This window comes from Pedobacter aquatilis (assembly GCF_030409415.1).
GTDB classification, from domain to species: Bacteria; Bacteroidota; Bacteroidia; order Sphingobacteriales; family Sphingobacteriaceae; genus Pedobacter; species Pedobacter aquatilis.
In genome coordinates this window covers 478,482-502,810 of sequence record NZ_JAUFPW010000012.1, presented here as the reverse complement: position 1 = coordinate 502,810, position 24,329 = coordinate 478,482, and the positions used below count along the sequence as shown (strand labels likewise).

The window sequence follows — 24,329 nt, the reverse complement described above, 5'->3', positions numbered from 1 at the left end:
ATCATTTTTCTCCCACCGGAGTGTTAATATGAATACCTCAAAAATCACCACAGCTTTGCTAAAGCAGCTTAAGCATTGATAAAAAGCATGTTAGCTTCACCCCATTTTCTAATAATAAATTTACAACCGGTGGGAACTAATCCACTGATTAACTGAAAAAGGAGTCAAATATAGCTAGAAAGGAATCAAATATGAGCTAATTTAAAATTCAACTGTCCATTACTTTGGGTAGATAGCTCGCAAACAATAAAATTTGTGATTAATGACCAACTACATTTAAATATCTGTAAAATTTGAATATGGACATTCAAAATGCAAATATTGTTCACAAACTAATAGGCAATCAACAAAGGTTGACTCCTGTGGACTTGAAAGGCTAGTTGTATATGGGGATTATAAGCTTAAGCGATGTAAGTAAATCTATCCCTGCTCTTTCATCAGCTAATCCATCTGATTATAAAGGCAAAAAGATTTTGAATAGCAGTGTCACCTGAATAAACGAATTGATTTGACCCCTTTACACCCGTTCGCTAAAATGCAGACAAGCAAACTTTACAGCAAATCATTTCCGGTGAAACGGAGTCAACAACCTCTGGTTCATCCATACTGGAACTAAGTATTTGGTTACCCTCATTTTATTACTGCGGTTTTTAACTTAAAATAAGCAACATTTCCTTCGTGAAGATTAATTCAAGACTGGCTGAAATCGAACTGTATTAGTTTTTTCGTATCATTTCGAGCCTGAAGTCGACTTAAAGTATACCCTTTGAAGCCAATATAACCTGAGACCTGGAAGATGAATGGTGGTTTTTTCTTGCCTCGAGAATTTAATTTAATGTGCGTAAGCCAAGTTTCATTGACCACGTTTTCCAAAAGTTAAAACTTACACTCAATTAATCACCAAACACTCGATGGGACCTTTATAATTCACAAAAGAGGTCGAACCTACTAGATCATCCCATACTCAACTAATCCATTTTATATTGGTTTTTATTTTGCACGAAAAATTCTTTTAAGCTACCTTGGTTACAAAATTACTCTTTGCATTTACCTAGTTATATAAGATGGTGAAATCATCCTCAAAGCACTCAGATTCCGAAATAATAACAATGCTTGCTAGGCAAAATATCGATAGTGATGCAGTTCGTGCTTTATATCTAGAGAACTTTGCAACCTTAAAGGCTTACATTATTCAGAACCAAGGGTCTGGGCAGGACGCAGAAGATATTTTTCAGGAGGTGATTGTAAATTTTATCGAAATTGTTCGAGCTGGTAAATTCCGCGGCGAGTCAAGTATTAAAACTTTTTTATATGCTTTAAACCGCTTTACATGGCTTAATGAATTAAGAAAAAGAAATAAAACAATGCTGAGAGAAGATAAGTACAGTATGGAAATAGATAATATCGAACCCGAAGTTAGCCGGTACATCACAAATAGAGAAGACCGGGCTTTAATCGGCAATACCATCAGCTCACTGGGAGAAGTTTGCAAAAAGATTCTGGTTGCTTATTACTATGAAAACCAATCGATGAAAAGCATACTCCATTTGGTAAATTTTGAAAGCGAGCAGGTGCTGAGAAATAAAAAATACAAATGCATGAAAAGTTTGCAACAGCTCCTATCTAAGGATCCCTTATTAGCAAAAAAGTTTAAAGCAGCATTAACCTATGAATAATCCTGAAGAAAATAGTTTTTTACTCATAAAATATATTGATGGCGAATTAAGTGAAAGTGAGCGCCTTGCATTCGAGACAGAGTTGCAAAATAATCCTTCATTGGAGGAAAAATTGGAAGAGGTTAAATTAGCCGAATTAGCCTTAAAACATTATGGACTAAAAACTGATGTAGCCCTAATCCATCAAGAAATAATGAATGAGCAAAAAATGCCAGCGTTTAAATTCAGCAGAAATACCCTTCTACCTGCCCTGTTAAAGATAGCCGCCTCAATTGGCATTGTGGTGTTCCTTGGACTTTTATATAAATTTATTTCTGTAAGTGCAGAAAGTACCTACCATCAACAATATCTTGCTTTCACCATCAGCACTGATAGGGGAAGTGCAGCAACCTCAGCAATCGAAAACGCTTATCAAAAACAAGACTACAATCAGCTAATTACATTATTTAAAAAAACAGGTAAACATACAAGTAATGAAAGGTTTATTGCTGGAATGGCCTACCTCCAGCTAAACATGGTAAAAAATGCAATAGATATTTTTAATGACATCCTAAAAACTGAAGGAGAAAACGGTAACCTGCATGATGATGCAGAATATTATCTCGGTTTGGCCTATATTAAAAACCATAATTTTGCTGAAGCGCTTAACCTATTTGAAAGAATACATAAGGACAAAAGCCACATCTACAACGAAAAAGTTTCGTTTGCAGTGCTACTGGACCTGAAAATACTGAATTTGAAAAAATAATTTCAAATCCTGATTACATTTCATTTGCCTGTAGTTACCAATCAATAAAATACAGACATTATGAAAATTTTAAAACAACAGATCAGAATTGGATACGCCGTATTATCTTCGGCATTATTAATCTTGAACGGCTGCAAAAAGGATGATAACCTAAGCCTGGATCAAGACGCACAGATCGCATTTAGTGTAAAGGCAGATTTGACGGCAAGCAGCAATACTGGTAACAGCGTTAGTGCAGCAAGTACCACTACATCCGTTACGCCTGCCATAACCTGGACAGAAGGAATTGCCAATGTGACCAAATTCGAATTTGAGGCAAAAAAAGGCAACGTTAAGAAAGAGATTGAAGTTAAGGGATTAACAAATATTAACCTTTTCGCCATTGACCCGGCGGTTGTTAAATCTGTAATCGACACAGGTAGCTACAGGGAAATAGAGCTTAAACTCATCTTAAGCAAAACAACAAGCACTGCTATTCCATTAACCCTTAAGGGAAATTTTACTGCTGCAGATGGTACATTAACACCTATAGAAATTAATGTGAACGAGGATTTATTGATAAAGGTCGAAATAAACAATGTTAAAATTGATGCATCAACTGATCTTAATGCCACATTCGTTCTTGGTTTAAATAAAATCCTGCAAGGGTTAAGTCTATCGGATTTAAGCACAGCCACCAAAGCTTCCGGAAAAATTCTAATTAGCAGTACTTCAAATGCAATTTTATTTAACAAAATTAAGCTTAACCTACAAAATATTGCCGCCGCTAAATTAGAAAGCAAACATAAAAGCGGTAAAGCAGAAGATGGTCCCGGACACGGATAGTACCGATCGAATCTTACTTCTTCCGGAACTTTGAAAAAATTTTCCGGGAGATTAAGGCTAGGATAACACATATTGGAATCATAATCGCATAAATCCATATGGCTCTGGCTTTAGGCTCTTGCTCAAATCCTCCTATAAACCTTATGTGTGCCCAATATGCTGCTCTTTTTTTTGCAGGTGATATTTGGCTTTCCTGAAGATAATCCTGTTTTGCTTTATTCAGTGCATTTGTAAAAGAAATCCCTTGGTTAATATTCTGATGAAACAAATCTAAGATTGCAGCCGTTGAAGCATCGTCAGCATTCCACATTGAAGTAATGATATTATTGCAACCCGCATAAGAAAAAGCGCGGGCCAGGCTCATCAAACCTTCTCCGTTTATCAAAGTCCCGTTACCACTCTCACAAGCACTTAAAATAACCAATTTGGCCGTCTGAAGATTCAGGTTATAAATTTCCGGTAAATAGAGCCTTGTCTTTAAACCAGAATCAGCCGCTTGCGGATAAAATGCAATAAATGACTTTGCGGGGTTTTCATTGTCTGCAAATGCGTGGGTAGCCAGATGAAGCAGACTGTATTTGTCCGAAAGCTTTAAAAATTGATCCTTTTTCGCTTTCTCATCCAATAATCTAGCACCACCCGCATGGTCAAATTCTTTTGCTGATGCACTTAGCACAGCCCATTTAGTGCTATTTGGGGTAGTAAAGGGTGCAAAACCAAGTGTTTTTAAGTGACTGGTTGAAACTTCAGATTTTGTGTTTTGAAGTATTTTACAGGAGTAGTTATAAGTAACCGCAAACCTGTTAATTATGACACCATCCACCCTATCGCCTAATACTTCAAAAGGAACTGTACTAAGCTTATCATCCGGAATTATGTATAATTGTTTTTTACCAGAGATAAAGGACATTGCCGGGCTTAGCAAATGATTATAAATCTGCCCACTCAAGTTATCAACAGCCTTGTTATTATTCCCGTCTTTTAAACGGATTAGTTTATCCAGCTTGATCAGTTTTGTATTAAAACCCTGATCAATTGGACTGGTAAAAAAATCGAATCCCGATCTGGTTATTACAAAACACAAGATTTTATCCGTACCCACATGATAAGACAACACAGCCGCAGCAGCGGGTATCTGGCGCTGGAAATCGGAAAGGTTGATTTTTTTCGAATCCGAGTAGTTCAATCCTTTCTCGTCTGCTTCCTTGATTTTTTGCAGCACGTTGCCGAGTTTGATGATATCATCATTCAAAAGTTGTTTATAACCCTTAAGTTTTTGATGATCTACCTCTGCAGAAGCCATTAGGGAAATCCGGGTGATACTATTCTTTAACTGTTTTTCTTGTGATAGAAGTTGTTTCGGAGCCACTGATTTTATCCTTAAGGTAAGCTCATCCCTGGATATGCTTAAATTCGATGCCTTGTTTTCTTCATCCAGATAAAAGGCATCCTGCATGTACCGTGATTCCTTTGTTAATTTAAAAAGCTGCAGGCAAACATCAATTACATCATTATGTACGGTATATTTCAGCTCTCCAATCAGCAACCTGGCTTCATCATTATCATAAAAACGACTGATGTGATCGGCAAGTTTATAAAATGACCTAAAAGTATTAAGGCAGCCCTCAAGGTAACGGATTTGATTATTCTGATGGCATAAAAGCTTTTGAGCATTCGCTTTGGCAATGAGTGCTTCCAGCAGATCTATCGTATTAAACACCTGGGTAAATTTAACCGGGTTTTGGTTCAGTAAATTCGGGTCAAAATCCGGCGAAAAACTACTGATTGCGTATTGGTAGTAAGATGCGCCTTTTTTATACTGCCTCTTCAAAACCCAGGCATCACCGGTTAACTTTAAGGCATTCCCATATATACTATTCGCATTTGCCTTTTTTGACAGCGCCCTGGCTGGATTAAGGTAAAAAAGGGCTTTATCCGCATCTTTTTTCCGCAAGTATGCCTTGGCTAGGTCATTGAGTAGTTTTGTACTTTTGAAGTTCACCCGGTTAAAGTATAAAATAGCGCTATCCGCTTTTCCCATTGCCAGATAAACCGAACCGATATTGTGGTTTATATTTTCGGTTTCCAGTTTATAGCTTAAAAGGCTTCTGTAAATATCAAGGGATTCCTGATAACGCTTTAACTTTCTGAATGCAGATGCCAGGTTGTTCTGATAAGTTAAATGCAAACTCTTATCCGGGTTGCCCTTCTTCCTTAGTACCGAAATTGCCTTCTCGTAGTAAGGGATACTTTTATTGTAGTTTCCGGTTGAATAGGCCATAACGCCAAGGGTATTAAACAAGCGTTCTTGTTGATCCACATCAGGAAACCTGTCTGCAATTTCCTTTGCCTTGAGGTAAAAAATATTGGCAGAATCAGGTTTATCTTGCCTGAAATAACTGTTACCGCAATAAACATACGGCGCAAAGAGAACAGAATCAGACAAACCTGCTACATTTTTTTTCAAATCAAAGGATTTTCTGAAAAGCGATATGGCCTCCTGCTGCCGGTCAAGTACCTGCATAAAAGCCCCGGTAGTGATGTATGCCCTGAGCAAAAATTTATTATCCTGATTGCCAGATGACAAGGTATGAATTACATCTAAATAGTGTTTAAGAGCAAGGGCATCAGTGACTTCAGATGGCTTTAGAGCATTTGCATAGTGTTCAGCCAGGTCAAAATGCTTTTTATAAGCTATTGCATCCTGCGCCCTGCCAATTAATGAATGGATTAGCAGTATAAATATTATACTTAATTTTTTTACCATTTAATTTCCAACAACAATAATGCACGGCGGTCTTGGCCTTGCTAAACTTACAGATTTCGAAGCTAAATCCAGTAGGTTTTGCGTACTTGTTGTGATGGTTTGATTATCCGTACCAGCTGCAAGTACTGTTGTTTTCCTCACAGCCAAAAGTTCAGTTAAATATTTTGGAATTTCCTTCGCATTCCGGTAAAAATAGATTTTAACATTTAATCCATTTACAGTCCTGTTACTGCCATCATTTATCCTGTAGGCAAGTTTAACCTGCTCTGTGGCACCAGTGTCTATGGCTTGATTCCTTATCGACTGAGCAAGGTTTATTCGGGCATTCTCAGCGTTGATAACAATTCCGGCTTTCTTACAGCCACCGTTTTCATCAAACAAGTTATTCTTTCCGGGATTTGGAAAAAGGAGCTTTGGATTTGCATTATATATCGGTTCGGCAATAGAATCGCCCTGCGCAAGATTAAAGATTTTATCAGGGTAATTAATACCTGAAATGGTTACGTAGCTTTTTATGGTTTCTGAGGAACCAGCTGGCGTAAACAAAACCAGGTACTTCAGACCAGTTTCACTTTGGTTTACATCGATATAACCCGTTTTTTTATCAATTTTTAAACCTTCTGGTAAAGATGTATAACTTCCGTTCAGGGTAATAACAGGTTTTGCCGTTACATCCGAGGCCTGGATGTATAAAACGGAATCTGAATAAATCTTCTGACTTTTAGCTGAAGGTATTCCTGCCTCACCTCCCGGTTTCTTACAAGCCCCGAATAAAAACACTAGCAATAAAGTGTATACCGCTATCTTATAATTCCTGCCCAACATATTAGCTTTCCAAAGTAAAATTAATATTGATTTTTTTCCCTTCAAAATTAAGCAAAAAGGGTTAATATTTTTCAAGCACATACCTCGTCTTTTTAATGATTAGTAGATCCTGAAGTTTAAAAGGTAACCTAACTGGATAAACCAATTTATTAGACCCATCTTAGCTACTTCTCTAAAATATAGATGAGCAGAACTTTATGGCAAATTTATTTCCGGTGACAAGAGGTCAATACACTCTGGTTTATCCACCTAATGACAAAAAGCGAACAGATGAAAACGCAAACATTTCAGAAGGATGAGTATAATTATCAGTTTGTCTGACTTGAAGAAATAAGCCCTTTGCATTAATCATGGGGATTCTTTGATTGGTGAGATTGAGTTTTTAGATGGTTTTTGGCAACAAACTTCAGGTGCTAAACTGCCTGAAGAAATCATCAATTGAATTTGAACAATGGTTGATTATACAAAAACTCAATAAAGTTAAAACCTCAAAGGCACATTGAGCATAGATGATTACTTTCTTCAATAGCTATTTTGCCCATAGACACACATAATGCCTTAAGCCACGGGTTGCTTGGTGCTTTGTGGTGGATTCAGTTTAAAGCTAAACTTCTCTGAACCATTATAAGTGCTAACTTCAAGATTTAGTAAAATATCCTGATTAAAAAGCCTGCTAACGTGCTTACAAAAAATCGGACGAAAGACATTCAGATTGACCTGAGGTTTACAAATGATGAACACCTCGCTATCCGACCTTTTTTCTGTCCTTGAAATAATGCCTGGCCATCTGTCCTGTATTTTAAGGGCTGCAGATTCATAGTAATAACGCTGTATGTGCGCACCTGCACCTCTGATAAACTCCTTAGGAAGCGCATCACCAGATAATTGTTTCCAGCTTTGTTGAATTTGGGAAAACCTCGCCAACAGCAAATTTTCTTCGTGAATACACCACAGTGATTCTGGTGATTCTTGCGATAACTGATAGGTGCGGTAGGTGCCGGAAATGTCTTTAAATCGATATTGGAAAGAGATCATAATTTGAATTGGGTTGCGAAAATAGTCATGCAGACACAAAATTCAAAAGAATTTCTTTACACAGGTTATCAACAATTCTCCCAAAATAAAAGGGATTGAATCTGGCAATATTTATTAAAAACGTGCGTCCTTGCTGCTACTACTTTTTAAAAAAAACAAACAATATCAAAGCAAACGAGTTCATTTATCAGGGCATCAGGTGTTACCACTGTCCGAAATCCTACTTTCCGTTTAGCGAAATCAATTGATATGAAAGAAAATCCTACTCTACTTAACCGATTTTTAAATAACCTGAAAAGTAATTTCGAGCTCAGGCGGGCACGCTTAGAACTTCAGGTTTTAGACAAGCTGGCCAGAATTGGTGCCGACTTAATCACCAATACATTTATGTTAATTTGTCTTTGCCTTGCCTTTTTCTTTGCATCCCTCACACTCGGATTTTTTGTTTCCGAACAAACTTCTAGTTATGCAATTGGCTTTGGTAGCTTAACCGCCTTTTACATTTTAGTAGCGGTGCTGGTTACTGGGCTAAAAGGGACATTCATCGAGCCTCAATTAGTTAATTTTACCATCCGCAAAATTTTAATGAAATACAATGGAAGCCCTGAAAAGTAAAAAAACGATTAGGGATGTTAATGCATTGGAAGCCGAGATTATTGCCCTAGATAATGAAATTAATCAAAGCAATCAGAAAATAAGTGTGGAGGCAAAATTACTACTAATTGGCCTGCCAGCAGAATTTATTGGCAGATTAACCAAAACGTCTTTCGAAAGCAAACTCGAGGCAACTATGGATTTGAGGGGCCGATTTTTACCAAAAATATTTTCTGAGATACTAGGTAAAACCATCTTTAAAAAAGCAGGATTCTTGAATCGTTTCCTATTGACCAAAGCTTCAGACTTTACCTTGGCCAAATGGCTAAAATCAAAATCAAACTTGAAAAATACTGGGTTGGATGGATCTCGAATCATTTCAACGCCCACCCCTTCAGATACCCGGGAACAATGGGTTGGCGATATGGAAACAACTTTGGAGTTGGCAGAAACTGCAACCAAGGAGGTGAAGAAGTTAAATTTTTCCGGAATATTCGCAGTACTTAAAAATGCATTCTCAGGATTTTCAGATCATAAGGTAACCAAACTTAGCGGCTCACTTGCTTACTATACTGTTTTTTCAATGGCACCATTGATGATTGTAGTCATTGCACTCATGAGTATTTTTCTAAGCCGTGAGGCAGCGGAAGGACAGATTTACCTTCAACTAAAAGACTTTCTGGGCGCAGTGCCGGCTAAACAAATACAGGATCTAATCAAAAATGCTGCTATTTCAGGGAAAGGAACCATTGCATTTGTAATCGGTGTGATTACCTTACTCTTGGGCGCCACCTCAGTTTTCGCTGATATACAAGATTCAATCAATTCCATCTGGGGAATAAAGCCAAAACCCAAACGTGGCTGGCTCAAATTACTGAAGAATAGATTTCTTTCTTTTTCAGTCATCATCAGTTTAGGTTTTCTATTATTGGTCTCTTTGGGTATTTCCTCCCTATTGGATGCTTTCAGCACAAGGTTACAACTGCGTTTTTCTGAAGTGTCTGTTATTATTTTCTACATCCTGAACCTGGCCCTCAATCTTGTAGTGATCTCAGCAATTTTTGGTGTCATTTTTAAAGTTCTGCCTGATGCAGATATCCGTTGGCGTGATGTTGCCTGGGGCGCATTGGTTACCGCCATATTATTTATGCTGGGCAAAGTCGGCATTTCAATATACATTTCCAAAACAGATGTTGGTGGCACTTTCGGTGCTACTGGTTCACTAGTTGTACTTTTACTATGGACCTATTATTCTTCGATTATTCTCTACTTTGGTGCTGAATTTACCCGGGCTTATGCTCTCGCCTACGGTGCGGAAATCCATCCTGATAGTCATGCCGTATCAATAAAGGAAGTCGAAGTTGAGCGAGGAAACGAATCACTGCAAGCTATTCAAAAACAAGACCATGATTTTTCAAAGGAGGAAAGTTAATGCGATTCAAAATAATAATACAGCTGATTATCTTTGGAGCTACAATTTCATTTCAGATTCAGGCACAGGAACCCACAGTAACAAATGTTAGGACAGATTCGGTAAAAGCTATACCCGACACCCTCCTGTTTCGGATTCAATCTGCTCAATCCGCCATAACCGAAATTAATGCAGCCAACAAAAAAGGCTACAGCCTTCAAAGTTTTCAGCGCAGAATCAATTCGATAACAGAGGATATAACGCCACTTAAAAAAGCTTTTGGTATAAAAGGTGAACAGATCGATACTAAAAGCCTGATGAGTTATGACCTAATCCTGAAAGATGCAGACATCAGGTTGAAGGCCATAAGTGCAACTTTGGTTAAAAACAGTAATGAATTGCAGGGAATGTCTGACCAGATACTGCGTTTAAGTCAGGATTCACTTTTAAAATCAGATAGTGGTGACCAAGCGAATAAATCACTTTATTCCAGCCAGATTGCCGACATCCGTAAGCGACTTCAGGAATCCGGCAAGCTTACCGGACGCAATCTTGATTCAGTAAACAGGATGCTCGCTGCCAGTTCTGCCCTTGGCATCGTGGTAAATGATCTTCGCAATCAGGCAGATGAAAGCCTTAAACAATCTGGCAAAATGGCCTGGAGCAAACAGGAACTTTATCTCTGGGAAGCCCCATTGTTTAACCCGCAAACTGCACCCACCGGAAATCTCATTGTCGCTGCTTATCAGGGTCAGCAGCAGATATTAAAATATTTCATCAACAGCACCTGGGATAACAGGTTTTTGGCAATATTAATCGCATTAAGCTTTTTTATCTGGGTGCACCGCAATTTCCGCAGTTCCAAACGGGCTGCAATAAAACGACAAATTGGTGAATTACATTACGATTATCTTCGGCCATACCCTATCCTTTCCACTTTAATTGTGCTGTTGAGCATTACACCCTTATTTGAACCTGAATCACCCTCTCTATACATGGAGTTGATCTCTTTGCTACTTTTGTTATCCATCACGGTTCACCTTTGGCGAACGCTCGAAAAAAAGCAGTTAAGATTATGGCTACTCATCATTGCAACTTATATGATGCTCATCTTAGGTAATGCCGCTGTTGATGGAGCATGGCCACTTCGGCTGGTCATGGTAGCGATCAATGTATTTTTTATATGGATTGGATTACGTTTGAAAAAAACAGTTCGTTTCCGTGAATTTTCAAAGAGACATGTACGGTTTGCATTGTGGACGTTAATTGTCCTGAATTCATTCTCCCTGCTTGCAAATGTTTTTGGAAGGGTTGATATGGCCAAGGTTATGAGTGTTACTGGCGTCATTGGGCTTATCCAACTCATTGGCTTAGCTGTTTTTCTGCAGATTATCCTTGATGCTTTTGACTTACAAATGAAGATAAGTGCTTGCAACAAAGGCCTTTTCTCAAGGGTTAATCCCGAGAAATCAAAAGCTAAAATCAAAAAACTCTTTTCTTTTTTGTGTTTGGCTTTGTGGATAATCGTGCTGTTCATCAATATGAGCATCTTTGGGAACCTATGGGATTGGTCATCGATCATCTTGTCAAAACAAAGGACATTCGGAAGTATTCACTTCACTTTTGGCAACATTTTATTTTTTATAGCCATCGTATATGGCGCGGCGAAACTTCAAAAATCTGTACCACTGCTTTTTGGAGAAGAAAAAATTACCTTTGATGAATCCAGCGGACATAAGAGTTCAAAAGTAGCATTGGTCCGTCTCATCATCATCATTATAGGGGTTCTTCTTGCCGTTACCGCTTCAGGTTTACCAATGGACAAACTTACGGTAGTTTTGGGTGCCTTTGGCGTTGGAATCGGACTCGGTATGCAGAATATCGTAAACAATTTTGTTTCGGGTATTATCCTGATTTTTGAAAAACCCTTCAGGATTGGGGATTATGTAGAGTTAGCAGATAAAAAAGGAAAGGTCAGGGACATAGGGATTAGGTCGAGTAAACTGCTAACCCCACAAGGGTCCGAAGTGATCATCCCAAATGGCGATTTACTTTCGGGGCGGCTGGTTAATTGGACACTGAGCAATGATTACATAAAAACCGAATTAATATTTAAGGTTTCTGCGGATGCTGATTTGCAAGTGCTAAAAAAACTTGTTGAAGAGGTTTTGTCGCAAAATGATGCAGCGGTAAAGAAACTGACTCCAGAAGTGTTGCTCAATTCGGTAGCGGCTGAAAGTATGGAAATCAAAATACTCGCATGGATCAACAGTATTTATGCAGAAGCTGAATTTAAAAGTGTATTCCTGCAACAACTCCTTGCGAAAATGCAGGATGAAGGAATAAAAATAGCTTAATTTTCTTGGTTTTAGTTGTCCTATTAAAACCAAACCATATTTCTTAAAAAATTGTTTTACCTTAAATGATAACCATGGCCAAGAGTAGCAAAACACCCTCGAAACAACGTAATACCCCCGGAATTGAATCTAAAATGAATCCCCGTCCGCAAGTCATCAAAAAAAATTATAAATCTTCCGGGAAGCTTGAAGGTAAGATAGCGCTGATTACCGGTGGGGATAGTGGCATTGGACGAGCCATTGCTGTTCATTTCGCAAGGGAAGGCGCGAACGTTGCCATAGTTTACTTAAGCGAAGATGGTGACGCAAAAGAAACCAAAGCAATGGTGGAAGATGAAGGGCAAAATTGCCTGTTAATAAAAGGTGACGTGAAAAAACCAGCATTTTGTGCCGAGACAGTAGAAAAGGTCCTGAAACAATTTGGCACAATTAACATTCTGGTCAATAACGCAGGCATGCAAGTACCACAGCAAGACCCGGAAAATATTGATAATAAACAGCTCGAAGATACTTTTAGAACAAACATCTTTGCTTATTTCTACTTTGCCCACGAAGTACTAAAATACTTCAAAAGTGGTGATGTTATCATCAATACGACTTCTGTAACAGCATACCGATCTTCACCTCATTTGATAGATTATTCTTCCACGAAAGGCGCCATTACTTCTTTCACACGCTCGCTTGCCACCAACCTTGCAAAAAGCGGTATCCGGGTAAATGCGGTAGCACCTGGACCAGTATGGACACCCCTAATCGTATCTACTTTTGATTCTAAAAAAATAAAGTCGTTTGGTTCAGAAACAGCCATGGAAAGGGCAGGGCAACCCTCAGAACTGGCTCCTGCTTATGTATTTCTTGCATCGGAAGATTCATCTTTTATCACCGGGCAAGTAATACATGTCAATGGCGGTGAGGTGGTTAATGGCTAATTTACAATCCTTTAAAACAATATTTCCCGATTCAATAAAAAAATGGCAAAACTTCAACGAGGCGTATATGCAATGCTTTTCATCAGTCTGATTTTTTCAGGACTATATTTTGCAGCACCTTTCCTGATTCCACTGACGCTTGCAGGCATTTTTTCGATGGTATTCATCCGCTTATGTAACTGGCTGGAACGTAAAGGCCTTCAGCGAGGCTGGGCAAGTTTGGTTTGCATACTTGTGTTTGTCCTGGCAGTATCTCTGATCATTTCCCTTTTGTACTGGCAATTGGGCAACCTTACCGAAAATCTGGAAGAAATGAAATCGAGATTAACTTCGATGGTCTCAAGTTTCAGGAACTGGATCAACCAAAAACTCAATATTGACAGTAAACAGCAGGAAGATTTGATTAAGGCTGGGAGCAGCAATACGGGTAATCTGCTGGCAAGTTTTGCAAGTGGTCTAATGGGTATAGCCGTAAATACTATACTGGTTTTGGTATATATGTATTTATCGCTTTATTATCGTACCCATATTAAAAATTTCATTTTGAAACTTGTTCCTGACCGTGAGGAACACAAAGCATCAGTTATCGTTCATGAGTCTGGGAAGGTTGCACAGCATTATCTGAGTGGGCTTGGGGCAATGATTGGGGTATTATGGATATTGTATGGTATCGGCTTTAGTATTCTAGGAGTAGAAAGTGCCATATTTTTTGCCGTGCTCTGCGGTCTTCTGGAAATTGTCCCTTTCGTTGGAAATCTTACTGGCACGTGTTTAACTTTGCTGGCAGTAATGGCGCAAGGAGGAGATTCAAAGATGTTGCTAGGCGTACTGATTGTGTATGGATTAGTCCAGTTCCTGCAAACTTATATTTTAGAACCGCTGATTGTAGGTGAACAGGTAAACATCAATCCACTGTTTACAATTCTGTCAATTGTGTTAGGGGAATTTATATGGGGTGTTGCGGGGATGATTCTGGCAATTCCAATTTTGGGCATCATAAAGATTATTTGTGACAGGATACCAGAATTAAAGCCCTTTGGTTTTTTGATTGGCCCCGCAAATCCTAAAACCAATTCAGAAAACTGGTTCTCAAAACTCTTTAAGCAGAAAAAGTAACTAAACTCCAGGTAGCTGGTCATATCAAATCAGCTGTATTAATTATTGTATGATTGGTAAAAGCATAATTTGAGTAAGAAAACTATTCAAGAAACCTTAATCTTTGCCAAAATGGGCAATATGTAAAATTTGGATGTAATTTAAAGGATTAAAAACATTAGCATGGGGCTGAGGGTTGGCTTTAGTAACATTTGCTGTTGGTACTATCTATGATATGAAAAAAACGATTATTCTTTTCCTTTCTGCAATTTCCTTACTTATACACACCGCTTCGGCACAATTTAATTTTGAACAGTTGATCCAATCGGGGCCTCAGGATGCTGAAAAACTAGTTGACGCTTACACCCGGCCACTTTTTTATGGATTTGGCCTTGGCATGAACAGTGGCTGGACAAATACAGCACAAACGCTCGGCCCTTTGCATTTTGATCTGCGTGTGGTCGGTACAGGATCATTGGTGCCTTCATCAAGACAATCCTTTGATATAACCGGAATCGGGCTCTCAAACAACCTGCGTCCAAGTGATCCTTTAAAAACGGTCTCCCCAACTTTTACAGGGGACACCAGAATGAGGGGGCCCATGGTTGATCTTTTTGATGGTAATAATAACAAACTGGTTTCTTTCGAGCTCCCCGCCGCTGTTATCGGTGACATCGTACCCACCCCACAACTTCAATTGACTGCCGGTTTTTTTGGCAATACCGAGATTATGGTTCGTGCTGCCCCGAAAGTACGACTCGGTGAATACTTTGGTTCGGTTTCCCTTTTGGGCCTGGGGGCAAAGCATAACATCGCCCGGGATTTCGTTGGTAATGAAGTAGTGAAAACTCCATTTGATTTCTCTATTTTAGCAGGCTTTACAAGGCTGCAATACAGCATGGCCTTGGATTTGCAGCCATTAAATGGCATGATACCGGAAACGCCAGACCAGGCAAAGGACTTTTCGGGTCAGGAAATTTATGCTTCATTTGATAATTATATATTGCAAGCTACACTCTCCAAACAAATTTCTTTCTTCACCCCATTTGTATCTGCCGGTTATAGCATATCAGGGGCTAAGCTCGGTTTGAAAGGAAATTTCCCGATAGTCAACAGTATTCGTGATAACCAGCTCGCCTACATTACCTACACTAATCCCTTTGAACTTAAAAGAACATATCTGAAAACTTTTCGGGGAGATGTTGGGTTGCAGTTAAAATTTCCAATATTAAGGGTTTACGCTGCGTATGGTTTCTCGGGCGGTTATGGTATGTTGAGCGGCGGACTCGGTATTGGTTTTTAATTTATCTACATCCTTACGTATGCATATTAAGAATGGATGATATTCCATAAATATAGTTCTAGGGTATTCAGATTGCAATAAGCATTGACCATGGTATTGTTGAAATTTACAAAAACCTGGTTATTTTTATGGAGCCATTCAGTATCACCGACAAATTCCGATAATACATCATCACTGTAAATACCCCGATAATTATCATCGGGGCCATGAAATCTGAGGTATCTGAAATCGCTCTGAATAACGTCAAAAGCGCTAGGCACCATCGCTTTATCATGAATAATCCTTACAAATTTATACGCCATCAACGGTTCATATATCGCCTCTGTATATATAATGAAGAATGTCTGAATTTGAAGGTGATAAACCAGTTACATTCAGACTTATGCTTTTCAAGACATTCCATAAGCGGTACAACAGAGGAGCTATCTGCAGATGTGATGCTCGGTGGCAATTTAACAAGAATGCAACCTTTGCAACGTTAACGAGATTTACAGCATCAAAAACTGGCAAGCTCCTCATTGCTGAATCCTAGCCCAGGCGCATGGCTAATCCCCTTAAAAAAGTTAAAGTAAACCAGAAATCCTAAGGTAATTCTTCACCCCATACCTCTAATGTTGAACCCTGCGGGATTTTATAAAACGAACCGTTAACCTCAATGCTATTCGTGAGAGAAGCATAAAGCAGCGTCTCGATTTTTGCCGGAAAGCCTCTGGATAGATTAGCTCAAATACTTAACTTTTTGCAGGCCTTAGAAATAACATGATTTATCGCCCTCAGAAAAACGTCGTAAGCAACTGGTTTAACCAGGTATGCATCGCCATGCTCAAAGGCTTCGAGCGCAAAACTGGTATAAGCGGTCACAAATACGATGAATCTAACCTTATTCCTTAACATCCTCGCCATATCCAATCCGGAAACTTCCATCCCGATATCCAGAAAAAGAAAGTCAACCATTTCATAATCCACAAATGCAGCAGCCGCTTCTACAGGTTCGGTGAAAGATGAATACAAGGAAAGCTTGCCGGTTTCATCAATATAATGCTTTAAAATTTCAACACTCTGAATATCGTCATCGAGTATGACGCAGGTATACTTTGGGAGATTTTGGTTTTGCATGAGCGGTTCCTTAAGCTTTCAACAAACATAACATTTACGCAATATGCAACCTACCAGCTAGGCATAATGAACAAAATGGCAGATAATAACCTGTAAACGATCCTGAGGGTTGACAGCCGGGTTACCTGACAAGAGATATTTTAAATGCCCGCCTAACACCCCATCCTAAAAAGGTGTTTGATGATATTTTTAGTTCGGTATTAACAATTGTAATATAGCATTGGGTAGCGATACTGTCCTATTATATAGCAAGAACTGCAGCGAAGCCTCTGCCAACTTATGGCGCATAAACGTCGAAATATCTTTTTTCAGTTGCGGATTAACCCAAAACCGCAACCACGTCCATCCTTATAAACGTAGTTAATCTAATTAGGGCATTGGTCCGCCAGAACTGTAAATCTATTTCATTAACCTTTTTTACGATTTCATGCACATCAGCATCATCATGCAGGATGACGAAGTGTTACATCTCCCAGGATCATGGAAGACACGGTAGAACCAAGTGTAACGGTCACGACAAAATCATAAGCATTTAGTTTAGTCAATGTAGGTTTTCCAGAAATCCGAATAAATATAAACAAGGTGATATAACCAATAATCGCACATAGTACGATATTCAGTAGACCTTGCCCATCTTTGAAGAAAAGTTTTTTTTATCAAGTGTCTGTGGTAGAGATAAATATGCAGGCAGTTGACTTAGCATACTGCCTGCTAAAATGAAATCTGCACTTTGACGCTTAACCTGGTGCCTTTATAGAACCCTGATTAAGCCGGTCAGTTTTTGAATTCTTACAACCTGAAGCACTATTAGCTGTTAAATCACTAGTCGTCATTGCTTGAGGTGAGCATGACCGCATTTTATTCCCTCATGCTTTGAATTCATTAAAACCATACGAGATTTTGCGGGTTGAATGACTATAAATCAGTGGTCATGAAAGCGATAGTCAACGGATTAAAAAGTTTATTGGGGACAGAAGTCAAGGACTTGTTTCAATATTCAAAAACTGAAATTAACATCATGATATTTAGCTTAGAGGATTTGGATTGGATATATACCAAAACCACCCAACATATCCTTGGTATGGCTGAACCCTACACCTTGGTTCGCATCAACTTTATTAATGATAAAGAGGAGGTGCTTAAGTCTTTTGATTTATTACAATGATCAGCTTTGGTTGCTTCACCGCACAAATTTCCTTGATAAATTTCCGGGCTCAATCGGGTAATAAGCTAAATTCTATTTTTTCAACACAGGAATAGTTAATCTCCTTTCTACAGCACTATTATCTACCGGGCAGGTCTTCGAAAATGCCTTTGCTTTAAAGAAAAAATGCGGTAAAGCTTGCGAAACTACCAAAGGAAAGCTGGTCAAGAAATCAACTTTATTTTCAACGGAGCTATCGCACTAGAAGTAAAAGAGACACTAATAAAGTAGTACAGCTGTACGCTCCAAGAACGGGCAGCTGGAAATGAGATAATCACAATTTCATTATCAGAAGAAACCGATCTGATTTGCAGTTTGCTATTTATCCGGAGTTGAAATTTACAAGCCGAGCACTACAAAATTAAGACAGAAAAGATGTCTAACAAATAAATACATTTATTATCAAAATCATTAGCAAACTCAGAAAATTTCTATTTCGGCAACTAATAAGATCTTTGGCATTCTTGAATAAAGCTCGCTCAGATTTTATAATAAAAACTTTAGATAGCCTTTGTAAACCGACCGAACATATCTAGCTTATCTATTTTATAATTAAATAATTATACCACTATGAAAGTAAACTTAAGATATGCTGCAAAGATTTTGTTGGAGACGGCGCTAGTATTTGCCGGATTAGACACATAATTTTTGTAAGAGAGGCTTTTCAGGCGCGAGTGCCAGATTGGATACCGCTCAAAATAGACGATACCGTAATTTATTCAGGAATTGAAGAGATAGCCATAGGTAATGCGCTAATCTTAATACCAAAGCAATACGAAAAACGGTTGGGCATTATTACAGCCTTGATGTTTGTAGCCATTTTCCTTGGCAATATTACATAATACGTAAATAAGCGTGGTGCTCCCGGTTTGGATACAGACGGTAAAAGGTTGTTCCGTTTATCTTTTCAGCCATTGCTTATATACTGGTGATTAAAAAGCTGCAATATTAAAAAATAAGAGCAAATAGGAATATTAATTTTCTATAAACATTAGATTATTATTTTTGAACTCCTTTAACTAAAATATTCGCTTGCATCCCTTTTTTCTGACCGTCATCGGCGCAATTTTTATTTTGTCTCTCGTGGTTATCCTCCTATGGATTTACGGACGAGAAAAGAGATATCTCAACGCCCTGCTCGCTGTCGCCATCATCAGTACTGCTTGGTATGCGTTGATATTTTTGTTGACTAATTCTGGTCAAATCAAGTATTACCCGATGCTTTTTAATAAAGGCTTGCCCCTTTATTACTTCATCGGGCCATGCTTTTATTTATACCTCAGGGGCGCGTTAAATCCGAAATTTGCGAAGTTTAAAAAAAGTCATTTGCTACACTTTTTAATTACAATACCGGCCTTTATATCTGTAGCGCCATATAATCTATTAAATCTAGCGCAACAGCAGGCTGTTGTAAATCGGGTCGCTGTAGACCTTCATTACACCTTTTCAGGAGACAAATATATTGTAGAACCATGGCACTGGTTCACCTTTCCGCTCTCAGGACTTATATATTCGGTCCTTCAACTTCGATTTACCTATATTTTCTCCAGGCATAGAAAGAAAGTTAGTATAATAAGGTGGGCTTACTTATTCTCGGGCTTGCTGACTATAATCTTCATTGGTATGTTACTACTAAATTTGGCGATACTTCAAAATGCTAACAGCGCATATTTTATGCTGCACAAAAGTCCGCTCATTTTAGCTTTGTCTCTTACCTTACTACTACTTAGCCTATCTTTCTTTCTGAATCCTGAACTCATTTTTGGCATTTCAATTAAACCTGATGAACTCAGCGAGCCTAGGCCAGTGGTGTCCTTTCAACAAGGAGTAAGCCAAGCTGAGAAGCGAAAAAATAAACCGGTTGATGACAAACTCAGAAAACAAGTAGAACAGCATATTGTCGAAAATCAAGCTTTCAAACAAGTTGGCTTAACATTAAGTGTACTTGCTTCCCAAATAGATGTTCCAAATCATAAGCTATCAGAATTATTCAATAATTACTACGAATCAAACTTTAATACCTACATCAACAATCTACGCATCCAATACATAAAGCAAAGACTCGATATGGGTGATTGGAAACAATTTAAGCTGGAAGCAATTGCCCTAGAGGCTGGATTTTCTTCAAGAAATACCTTCTTTGTCGCCTTCAAAAAAGTTATGGGTATGAGTCCTTCAACCTACCTTTCAGCGCTCAAAAATGGTTAATTTGTATTGATTTTGAATATCATTACATAATCAAAAGGAAAGATTTACTAATTTATAAATATTAGGCAGATTTTTGTAGCACTACTGCCCCACTGATAAGTAAGGCGGATGTGTATGGAAAACTAAACTAACAAACGTCAATGCCTTATTCAAAGAGCAAATCCTTAATGGTTTTTAAAATCAGACCAGAAAAATTTTTAGAACTTAGCACATTTGTTGATTGTGACAAGAAGTCCTTGACTATTCTTTCCACAGCTAATAACGTTTTTAGCGGTGCGGTTTTTCAGGACAACAGCTCCCTGGAGGCAATGTTCGAGGAATTCGAAAATGCTTCATAATAAGCGCTCTAAAATGCAGCTAACACTGCCAGCTTAATAAGGGGTGATGATAGGGCTAGTACCCCTATCTACCTCACGCTGTCAAAAAGCCAAACTGCTAATCTCTCACCAGCTTGTTTACTTACAAGAACTCCAAACTGCTTTGGCACAGCTGCACATCAACTAATCAGCAACGAAAGCATCTAGCCTAACTCAGGTGTTATGAATAGTCTTGTTTGCTGATCTTCATGAACATATGGAGATATCTACAAGCATCCTTTTGATATGATGGAGATGCAATAAAGGTGACTATATACGACTGGTCTGTGCTAGGTTTGTCAGGCGCGAATGTATTTGATGATTAAGCACTCGCCATGGCTTGGAACGGATACCTGTAATATTAAAAAAAACCACGCCGAGATGGTTGGCAATACTTGGTAGAATCAATGAAAATAAGCTGGCTATTTTTGCATGATTCCTTTAGCCGCTGCAAATAGCAGCCACGCTGACTTTTTAAAGTAAAATTAAAACCTTGATTAACACAAAGGACAACTTACAGTAATTTTCATATTAATTACGTAGACTGTCTTTATTAACATTGGCCATATCTCGATAAGGTGATTGCTCATTAATCAAACTAAATTTTTATCAATTTAATCAGCCAAGGCAGATTTAATCTGAATATATTGAGATAAAATGAATTAAATTTTTCACAAGGAATACGGCCGGTCTTAGGTATAACACATTTTGAAAGGATACCTAACCTACTTGTGCCCCTACAACCAAGTCGATACATTTAAAGCTTACCTTTACTAAAAGTCTGTGGTAAGCGATAAACGAAAAACAGAAATAACTGACCTATGCACTTTACCCTGATCGCTCATCAAACCATAATCAATGGATGTTTCCACTTTTTTATTGAACCGGTAACCCAGCGAAAGATATGGTCTATTTTGATCAAAAAAATAATTGTTAACGTATTGCTTATTTAGCACATTTACAAAAAGTTCATTTTGTAGGCCAGCAAATAGGCCCGATGAAAAGTCCTTATCTGCAATTATTGGAATCTGGGCGGATACAAAGCCCCTAGCCCTTAAGGCAAAATTGGTAACCGAGTCACTCAAAAATCGCTCCTCGAATCGGCCTCTAATTTCAACCTCTATTTTGTTTATCTTAAAATTATAGGCATACTGCTGGTACAGGCGATTTTCATAGCCGCTATTTTTTTTGCCTTCAAAATCTGCTTTATGAGCATAACCAAGAGCTATACTGCTTTGCTCAGAAAGTTTATAGGCCAGCGCTCCACGAAGCAACAACGTATTTACCTCCCTTAAGTTAACGCTCGCCCGCCCTTGTGCATCTATGAGTAAATTAATCTTTTCGCTTAACTTTTGAGTATGGGTCCAGAAAAGCCAGAATTGGCTTTGCTGAGCGAACAAATCTTGCTGCTGAACGCAAAACCCAATAAAAATCAATAACATGCTCTTAAACTTCATACGCTCAAGGCCAACAACGTGTTGGTTGAAAAAGTTTCATATACTATTGAATTAATTGCATTGCAATGTAGTTTAGGGTTGTGAATGTGTATCTAAGCTATAGATAACCAGGATCTTGTTCATGAGCACAATTTCAATTATAAATTATAACCAAAACTATCGCGGAAAAAAAAGTGTTAAAAAAGAAAACACCGGAATATGAAAAACAAAAATTTACGCTTAACAGCTTTGGGCTTAATGATGTCTGCTACCCTGGCTGCGCATGCCCAACGCGGTCTCCCACCTCAAGAGGTGACCAAATCTTTATCAGTGACTAAATACGCTCAGGTGCTAGAGTTCAAACCAGAAATGGTCAGCTTGCTAAAAGTTCCCGAGGGCTGGCAAGTCAGTCTTGCTGCGTCAGGTCTTGGAAAACCACGCATGCTTTATACAAGTCCTCAAGGAAATGTATATGTAACCAGGAGAGATGGAGGCGATGTGCTTTTGCTTGAGGATAAAAACAAAGATGGAAAATTCGACAACTTAATTACAGCCGTCTCTGACTTTAAAGGGGTGCATGGAATTACCATGAAGGACAATTGGATGTACTTGTGCAACAGCAATGAAGTTCGCAGATACCCGGTCAAACCAGACGGAACCCTAAATACATATGGGAAAGAAACCTTAATTAAAGACTTGCCCGATGGCGGGCAGCATCCAAACCGCACGATGGACTTCGGTCCTGATGGAATGCTATACATCTCCGTTGGTTCTTTGTGTAACGACTGTAAGGAAAGTGACAAGGAAACTGCAGTTATGCTTCAGGTTGACCCGAAAAATTGGACCAGAAAGCTTTATGCCAGCGGTCTGCGGAACACCATAGGCTTCGACTGGCATCCCCAAACTAAGGAAATGTGGGGAATAGATAATGGAGGTGATGCAAAGGGAAGTGAATGGCCACCTGAGGAAGTCAATCAAATTAAACAAGGCGCTGATTATGGCTTCCCATATGCTTATGGGAAAAGAGAAGTAGACAAGAGCCGGGAAGATCCCGCTGGAAATACAAAAGAAGCAGTGGTTAAGGGAACTGAGCCATCGGTAATGGAGCTTACAGCACATATGGCGCCAATAGGGTTTAGCTTCTTCAGGGGCGCATTAAATATTCCCAAGGAATGGGCTGGCGATGGACTGGTTGCTTGGCATGGATCATGGAATGCAGAAAAACCCGTTGGCTTTAAAGTTCAACGAATTCATTTCGAAAATGGCAAAGCGGTTAAAGCAGAGGATTTCTTAAGCGGCTTCCTTCAGGGAGATTCCAGATTCGGAAGACCGGCCGGGATAACAGTCACCAAAGATGGTATGATTTACATATCAGATGATGCCTCAGGAAATATTTACCTTGTAAAAAGAACGAAATAAGATGAAAAAGATAATATACATCGCGATAAGCATTGCCAGCCTGGCGGGTATTGCTGCAATGAAAGCCGAACCAACACCACGAATTAATTTTGATGCCCTGGAAAGTTATCCTGAAGGGATTGCTTATGACAAAGCAGCAAACCTTTACTATGTTTCTTCAGCGAGACTGGGCAATATTGGAAAAGTAACTCCACAGGGTGCCTATAGCATTCTTCATGGCGACACCACATTAAAATCAACTTACGGCATCAAAATTCATCCAGATGGCAAAAGGTTATTTGCCTGCGTGGCGGATGCGAATTACAGTAAATTTACAAGTCCTGTTACCAGGATGAAAATGGCAAGAATCATCTCTATTGACCTCTCTTCGGGCAAGAAGCTTTCGGACATTGATCTCTCTGGCCTGATTCCGGGGAAACATTTCGCAAATGATATCGCCTTTGACGGACAGAACAACGCCTACATCACTGACAGCTTCGCTGGCGCGATATATAAGGTTACAGCCGCTGGTAAGCCAACTGTGTTTGCAAAAGATGATGTTTTTAAAACGGAAGGCGTTGGTCTGAATGGAATTGTTTTTCATCCCGATGGGTTTCTCATTGTCGACAACAGCTCTAAAGGCCAGCTTTTTAAAATAGACATTAAGAATCCTAAAAGTATAACAAAAATTGACATAGAACAATTTTTTATGGGTGCAGACGGACTTTTACTAAGCGATAACAACACACTGAACATGGTCGTAAATGGTGGCAGCGACAAAATCTATCAACTTACTACGACTGATAATTGGAAAACTGCCAAGGTCAGCGCATCCACACTTTCAACCGATCGTTTTACTTATCCATCCACAGCAACACAAAACGGAAAGGACATTTGGATAATGAACGCTCAGTTCAACCAGTTAATCGATAGCAATCAGGTCCCGGTGAAAACTTTTGCCATACAGAAAGCAGTTTATAAACCTGTTAAGTAATCTACACTACTAATATCAAAAGAGCAACTATCGAAAAATAGTTGTTCTTTTT

Annotated in this window: 22 protein-coding genes; 14 read left to right on the top strand and 8 right to left on the bottom strand. The window is 38.8% G+C overall.

All coding sequences use genetic code 11. From position 1 onward, the window contains the following. Nucleotides 1–1,109 precede the first annotated feature (1,109 nt). The 3 genes from QWY86_RS06220 to QWY86_RS06210 are packed head-to-tail and all read left to right on the top strand — an operon-like array spanning nucleotide 1,110 to nucleotide 3,249. Entirely contained in the window at nucleotides 1,110–1,676 is a 567-nt protein-coding gene (locus QWY86_RS06220; RefSeq protein ID WP_290239862.1) for an RNA polymerase sigma factor, read from the top strand. Beyond that, the gene (locus QWY86_RS06215; protein ID WP_290239860.1) at nucleotides 1,669–2,424 is read left to right on the top strand and encodes a hypothetical protein; all 756 of its coding nucleotides are present in this window, start codon (nucleotides 1,669–1,671) and stop codon (nucleotides 2,422–2,424) included. Before QWY86_RS06220 ends, QWY86_RS06215 begins: the two co-directional genes overlap by 8 nt. Nucleotides 2,425–2,484: 60 nt before the next feature. Then, entirely contained in the window at nucleotides 2,485–3,249 is a 765-nt protein-coding gene (locus QWY86_RS06210) for a hypothetical protein (RefSeq protein ID WP_290239858.1), read from the top strand. Nucleotides 3,250–3,262: 13 nt separating this feature from the next. Here the strand turns inward: QWY86_RS06210 and QWY86_RS06205 are convergent, their stop codons facing one another. The 3 genes from QWY86_RS06205 to QWY86_RS06195 form a co-directional block, all read right to left on the bottom strand. Further along, nucleotides 3,263–6,016 carry a CHAT domain-containing protein gene (locus QWY86_RS06205; RefSeq protein WP_290239856.1) on the bottom strand — a complete coding sequence of 918 codons (2,754 nt, stop codon included), beginning with the start codon at nucleotides 6,014–6,016 and terminating at the stop codon, nucleotides 3,263–3,265. Beyond that, a complete protein-coding gene (locus tag QWY86_RS06200; protein ID WP_290239854.1) occupies nucleotides 6,017–6,886 on the bottom strand; it encodes a hypothetical protein in 870 nt (289 codons plus the stop codon). Between the two features lie 513 nt (nucleotides 6,887–7,399). Then, nucleotides 7,400–7,876 carry a hypothetical protein gene (locus QWY86_RS06195; protein ID WP_290239853.1) on the bottom strand — a complete coding sequence of 159 codons (477 nt, stop codon included), beginning with the start codon at nucleotides 7,874–7,876 and terminating at the stop codon, nucleotides 7,400–7,402. A 249-nt stretch (nucleotides 7,877–8,125) separates the two neighbouring features. On the opposite strand from QWY86_RS06195, the gene QWY86_RS06190 reads away from it, so the two are divergent. The 6 genes from QWY86_RS06190 to QWY86_RS06165 all read left to right on the top strand — a co-directional run bounded on the left by QWY86_RS06190 (nucleotide 8,126) and on the right by QWY86_RS06165 (nucleotide 15,565). Further along, nucleotides 8,126–8,491 carry a hypothetical protein gene (locus tag QWY86_RS06190; protein WP_290239851.1) on the top strand — a complete coding sequence of 122 codons (366 nt, stop codon included), beginning with the start codon at nucleotides 8,126–8,128 and terminating at the stop codon, nucleotides 8,489–8,491. Beyond that, nucleotides 8,472–9,902 (top strand): YihY/virulence factor BrkB family protein, encoded by a 1,431-nt coding sequence (locus QWY86_RS06185; RefSeq protein WP_290239849.1) that lies wholly within the window; start codon nucleotides 8,472–8,474, stop codon nucleotides 9,900–9,902. The genes QWY86_RS06190 and QWY86_RS06185 overlap by 20 nt, the downstream gene beginning before the upstream one ends. Continuing rightward, nucleotides 9,902–12,238: a mechanosensitive ion channel family protein gene (locus QWY86_RS06180; protein WP_290239848.1), complete on the top strand. Its 2,337-nt coding sequence runs from the start codon at nucleotides 9,902–9,904 to the stop codon at nucleotides 12,236–12,238. The genes QWY86_RS06185 and QWY86_RS06180 overlap by 1 nt, the downstream gene beginning before the upstream one ends. A gap of 74 nt (nucleotides 12,239–12,312) precedes the next feature. After that, nucleotides 12,313–13,167: an SDR family oxidoreductase gene (locus QWY86_RS06175; protein ID WP_290239846.1), complete on the top strand. Its 855-nt coding sequence runs from the start codon at nucleotides 12,313–12,315 to the stop codon at nucleotides 13,165–13,167. 42 nt (nucleotides 13,168–13,209) lie between these two features. Continuing rightward, complete coding sequence (locus QWY86_RS06170; protein WP_290239844.1) at nucleotides 13,210–14,283, top strand: AI-2E family transporter; 1,074 nt, start codon at nucleotides 13,210–13,212, stop codon at nucleotides 14,281–14,283. Between the two features lie 214 nt (nucleotides 14,284–14,497). Beyond that, complete coding sequence (locus QWY86_RS06165) at nucleotides 14,498–15,565, top strand: DUF6588 family protein (protein ID WP_290239842.1); 1,068 nt, start codon at nucleotides 14,498–14,500, stop codon at nucleotides 15,563–15,565. A gap of 26 nt (nucleotides 15,566–15,591) precedes the next feature. Here the strand turns inward: QWY86_RS06165 and QWY86_RS06160 are convergent, their stop codons facing one another. From QWY86_RS06160 to QWY86_RS20105, 4 genes are all read right to left on the bottom strand, one after another. Beyond that, entirely contained in the window at nucleotides 15,592–15,882 is a 291-nt protein-coding gene (locus QWY86_RS06160; protein ID WP_353958907.1) for a DUF72 domain-containing protein, read from the bottom strand. Between the two features lie 265 nt (nucleotides 15,883–16,147). Next, nucleotides 16,148–16,249, bottom strand: a complete 102-nt coding sequence (locus QWY86_RS20110) for a DUF72 domain-containing protein (RefSeq protein WP_353958906.1) — start codon at nucleotides 16,247–16,249, stop codon at nucleotides 16,148–16,150. Nucleotides 16,250–16,288: 39 nt separating this feature from the next. Next, a complete protein-coding gene (locus tag QWY86_RS06155) occupies nucleotides 16,289–16,681 on the bottom strand; it encodes a LytR/AlgR family response regulator transcription factor (protein ID WP_290239841.1) in 393 nt (130 codons plus the stop codon). A gap of 443 nt (nucleotides 16,682–17,124) precedes the next feature. Further along, nucleotides 17,125–17,295 carry a DUF421 domain-containing protein gene (locus tag QWY86_RS20105; protein WP_353958905.1) on the bottom strand — a complete coding sequence of 57 codons (171 nt, stop codon included), beginning with the start codon at nucleotides 17,293–17,295 and terminating at the stop codon, nucleotides 17,125–17,127. Nucleotides 17,296–17,612: 317 nt separating this feature from the next. On the opposite strand from QWY86_RS20105, the gene QWY86_RS06150 reads away from it, so the two are divergent. The 3 genes from QWY86_RS06150 (at nucleotide 17,613) to QWY86_RS06145 (ending at nucleotide 20,093) form a co-directional block, all read left to right on the top strand. Beyond that, on the top strand, nucleotides 17,613–17,846 hold the full coding sequence (locus QWY86_RS06150; RefSeq protein ID WP_290239840.1) for a hypothetical protein: 234 nt from the start codon (nucleotides 17,613–17,615) through the stop codon (nucleotides 17,844–17,846). A gap of 713 nt (nucleotides 17,847–18,559) precedes the next feature. After that, a complete protein-coding gene (locus tag QWY86_RS20210) occupies nucleotides 18,560–18,727 on the top strand; it encodes a DoxX family protein (protein WP_494338193.1) in 168 nt (55 codons plus the stop codon). A gap of 190 nt (nucleotides 18,728–18,917) precedes the next feature. Then, nucleotides 18,918–20,093, top strand: coding sequence for a helix-turn-helix domain-containing protein (locus tag QWY86_RS06145; RefSeq protein WP_290239839.1), 1,176 nt, complete (start codon nucleotides 18,918–18,920; stop codon nucleotides 20,091–20,093). Nucleotides 20,094–21,222: 1,129 nt separating this feature from the next. Here QWY86_RS06145 and QWY86_RS06140 read toward each other — a convergent pair. Continuing rightward, complete coding sequence (locus QWY86_RS06140; RefSeq protein WP_290239838.1) at nucleotides 21,223–21,891, bottom strand: DUF2490 domain-containing protein; 669 nt, start codon at nucleotides 21,889–21,891, stop codon at nucleotides 21,223–21,225. A 252-nt stretch (nucleotides 21,892–22,143) separates the two neighbouring features. Between QWY86_RS06140 and QWY86_RS06135 the strand changes: the two genes are divergently transcribed. Continuing rightward, nucleotides 22,144–23,304: a PQQ-dependent sugar dehydrogenase gene (locus QWY86_RS06135; protein WP_290239837.1), complete on the top strand. Its 1,161-nt coding sequence runs from the start codon at nucleotides 22,144–22,146 to the stop codon at nucleotides 23,302–23,304. A gap of 1 nt (nucleotide 23,305) precedes the next feature. After that, entirely contained in the window at nucleotides 23,306–24,277 is a 972-nt protein-coding gene (locus QWY86_RS06130) for a beta-propeller domain-containing protein (protein ID WP_290239836.1), read from the top strand. The last annotated feature ends 52 nt before the right edge of the window (nucleotides 24,278–24,329 follow it).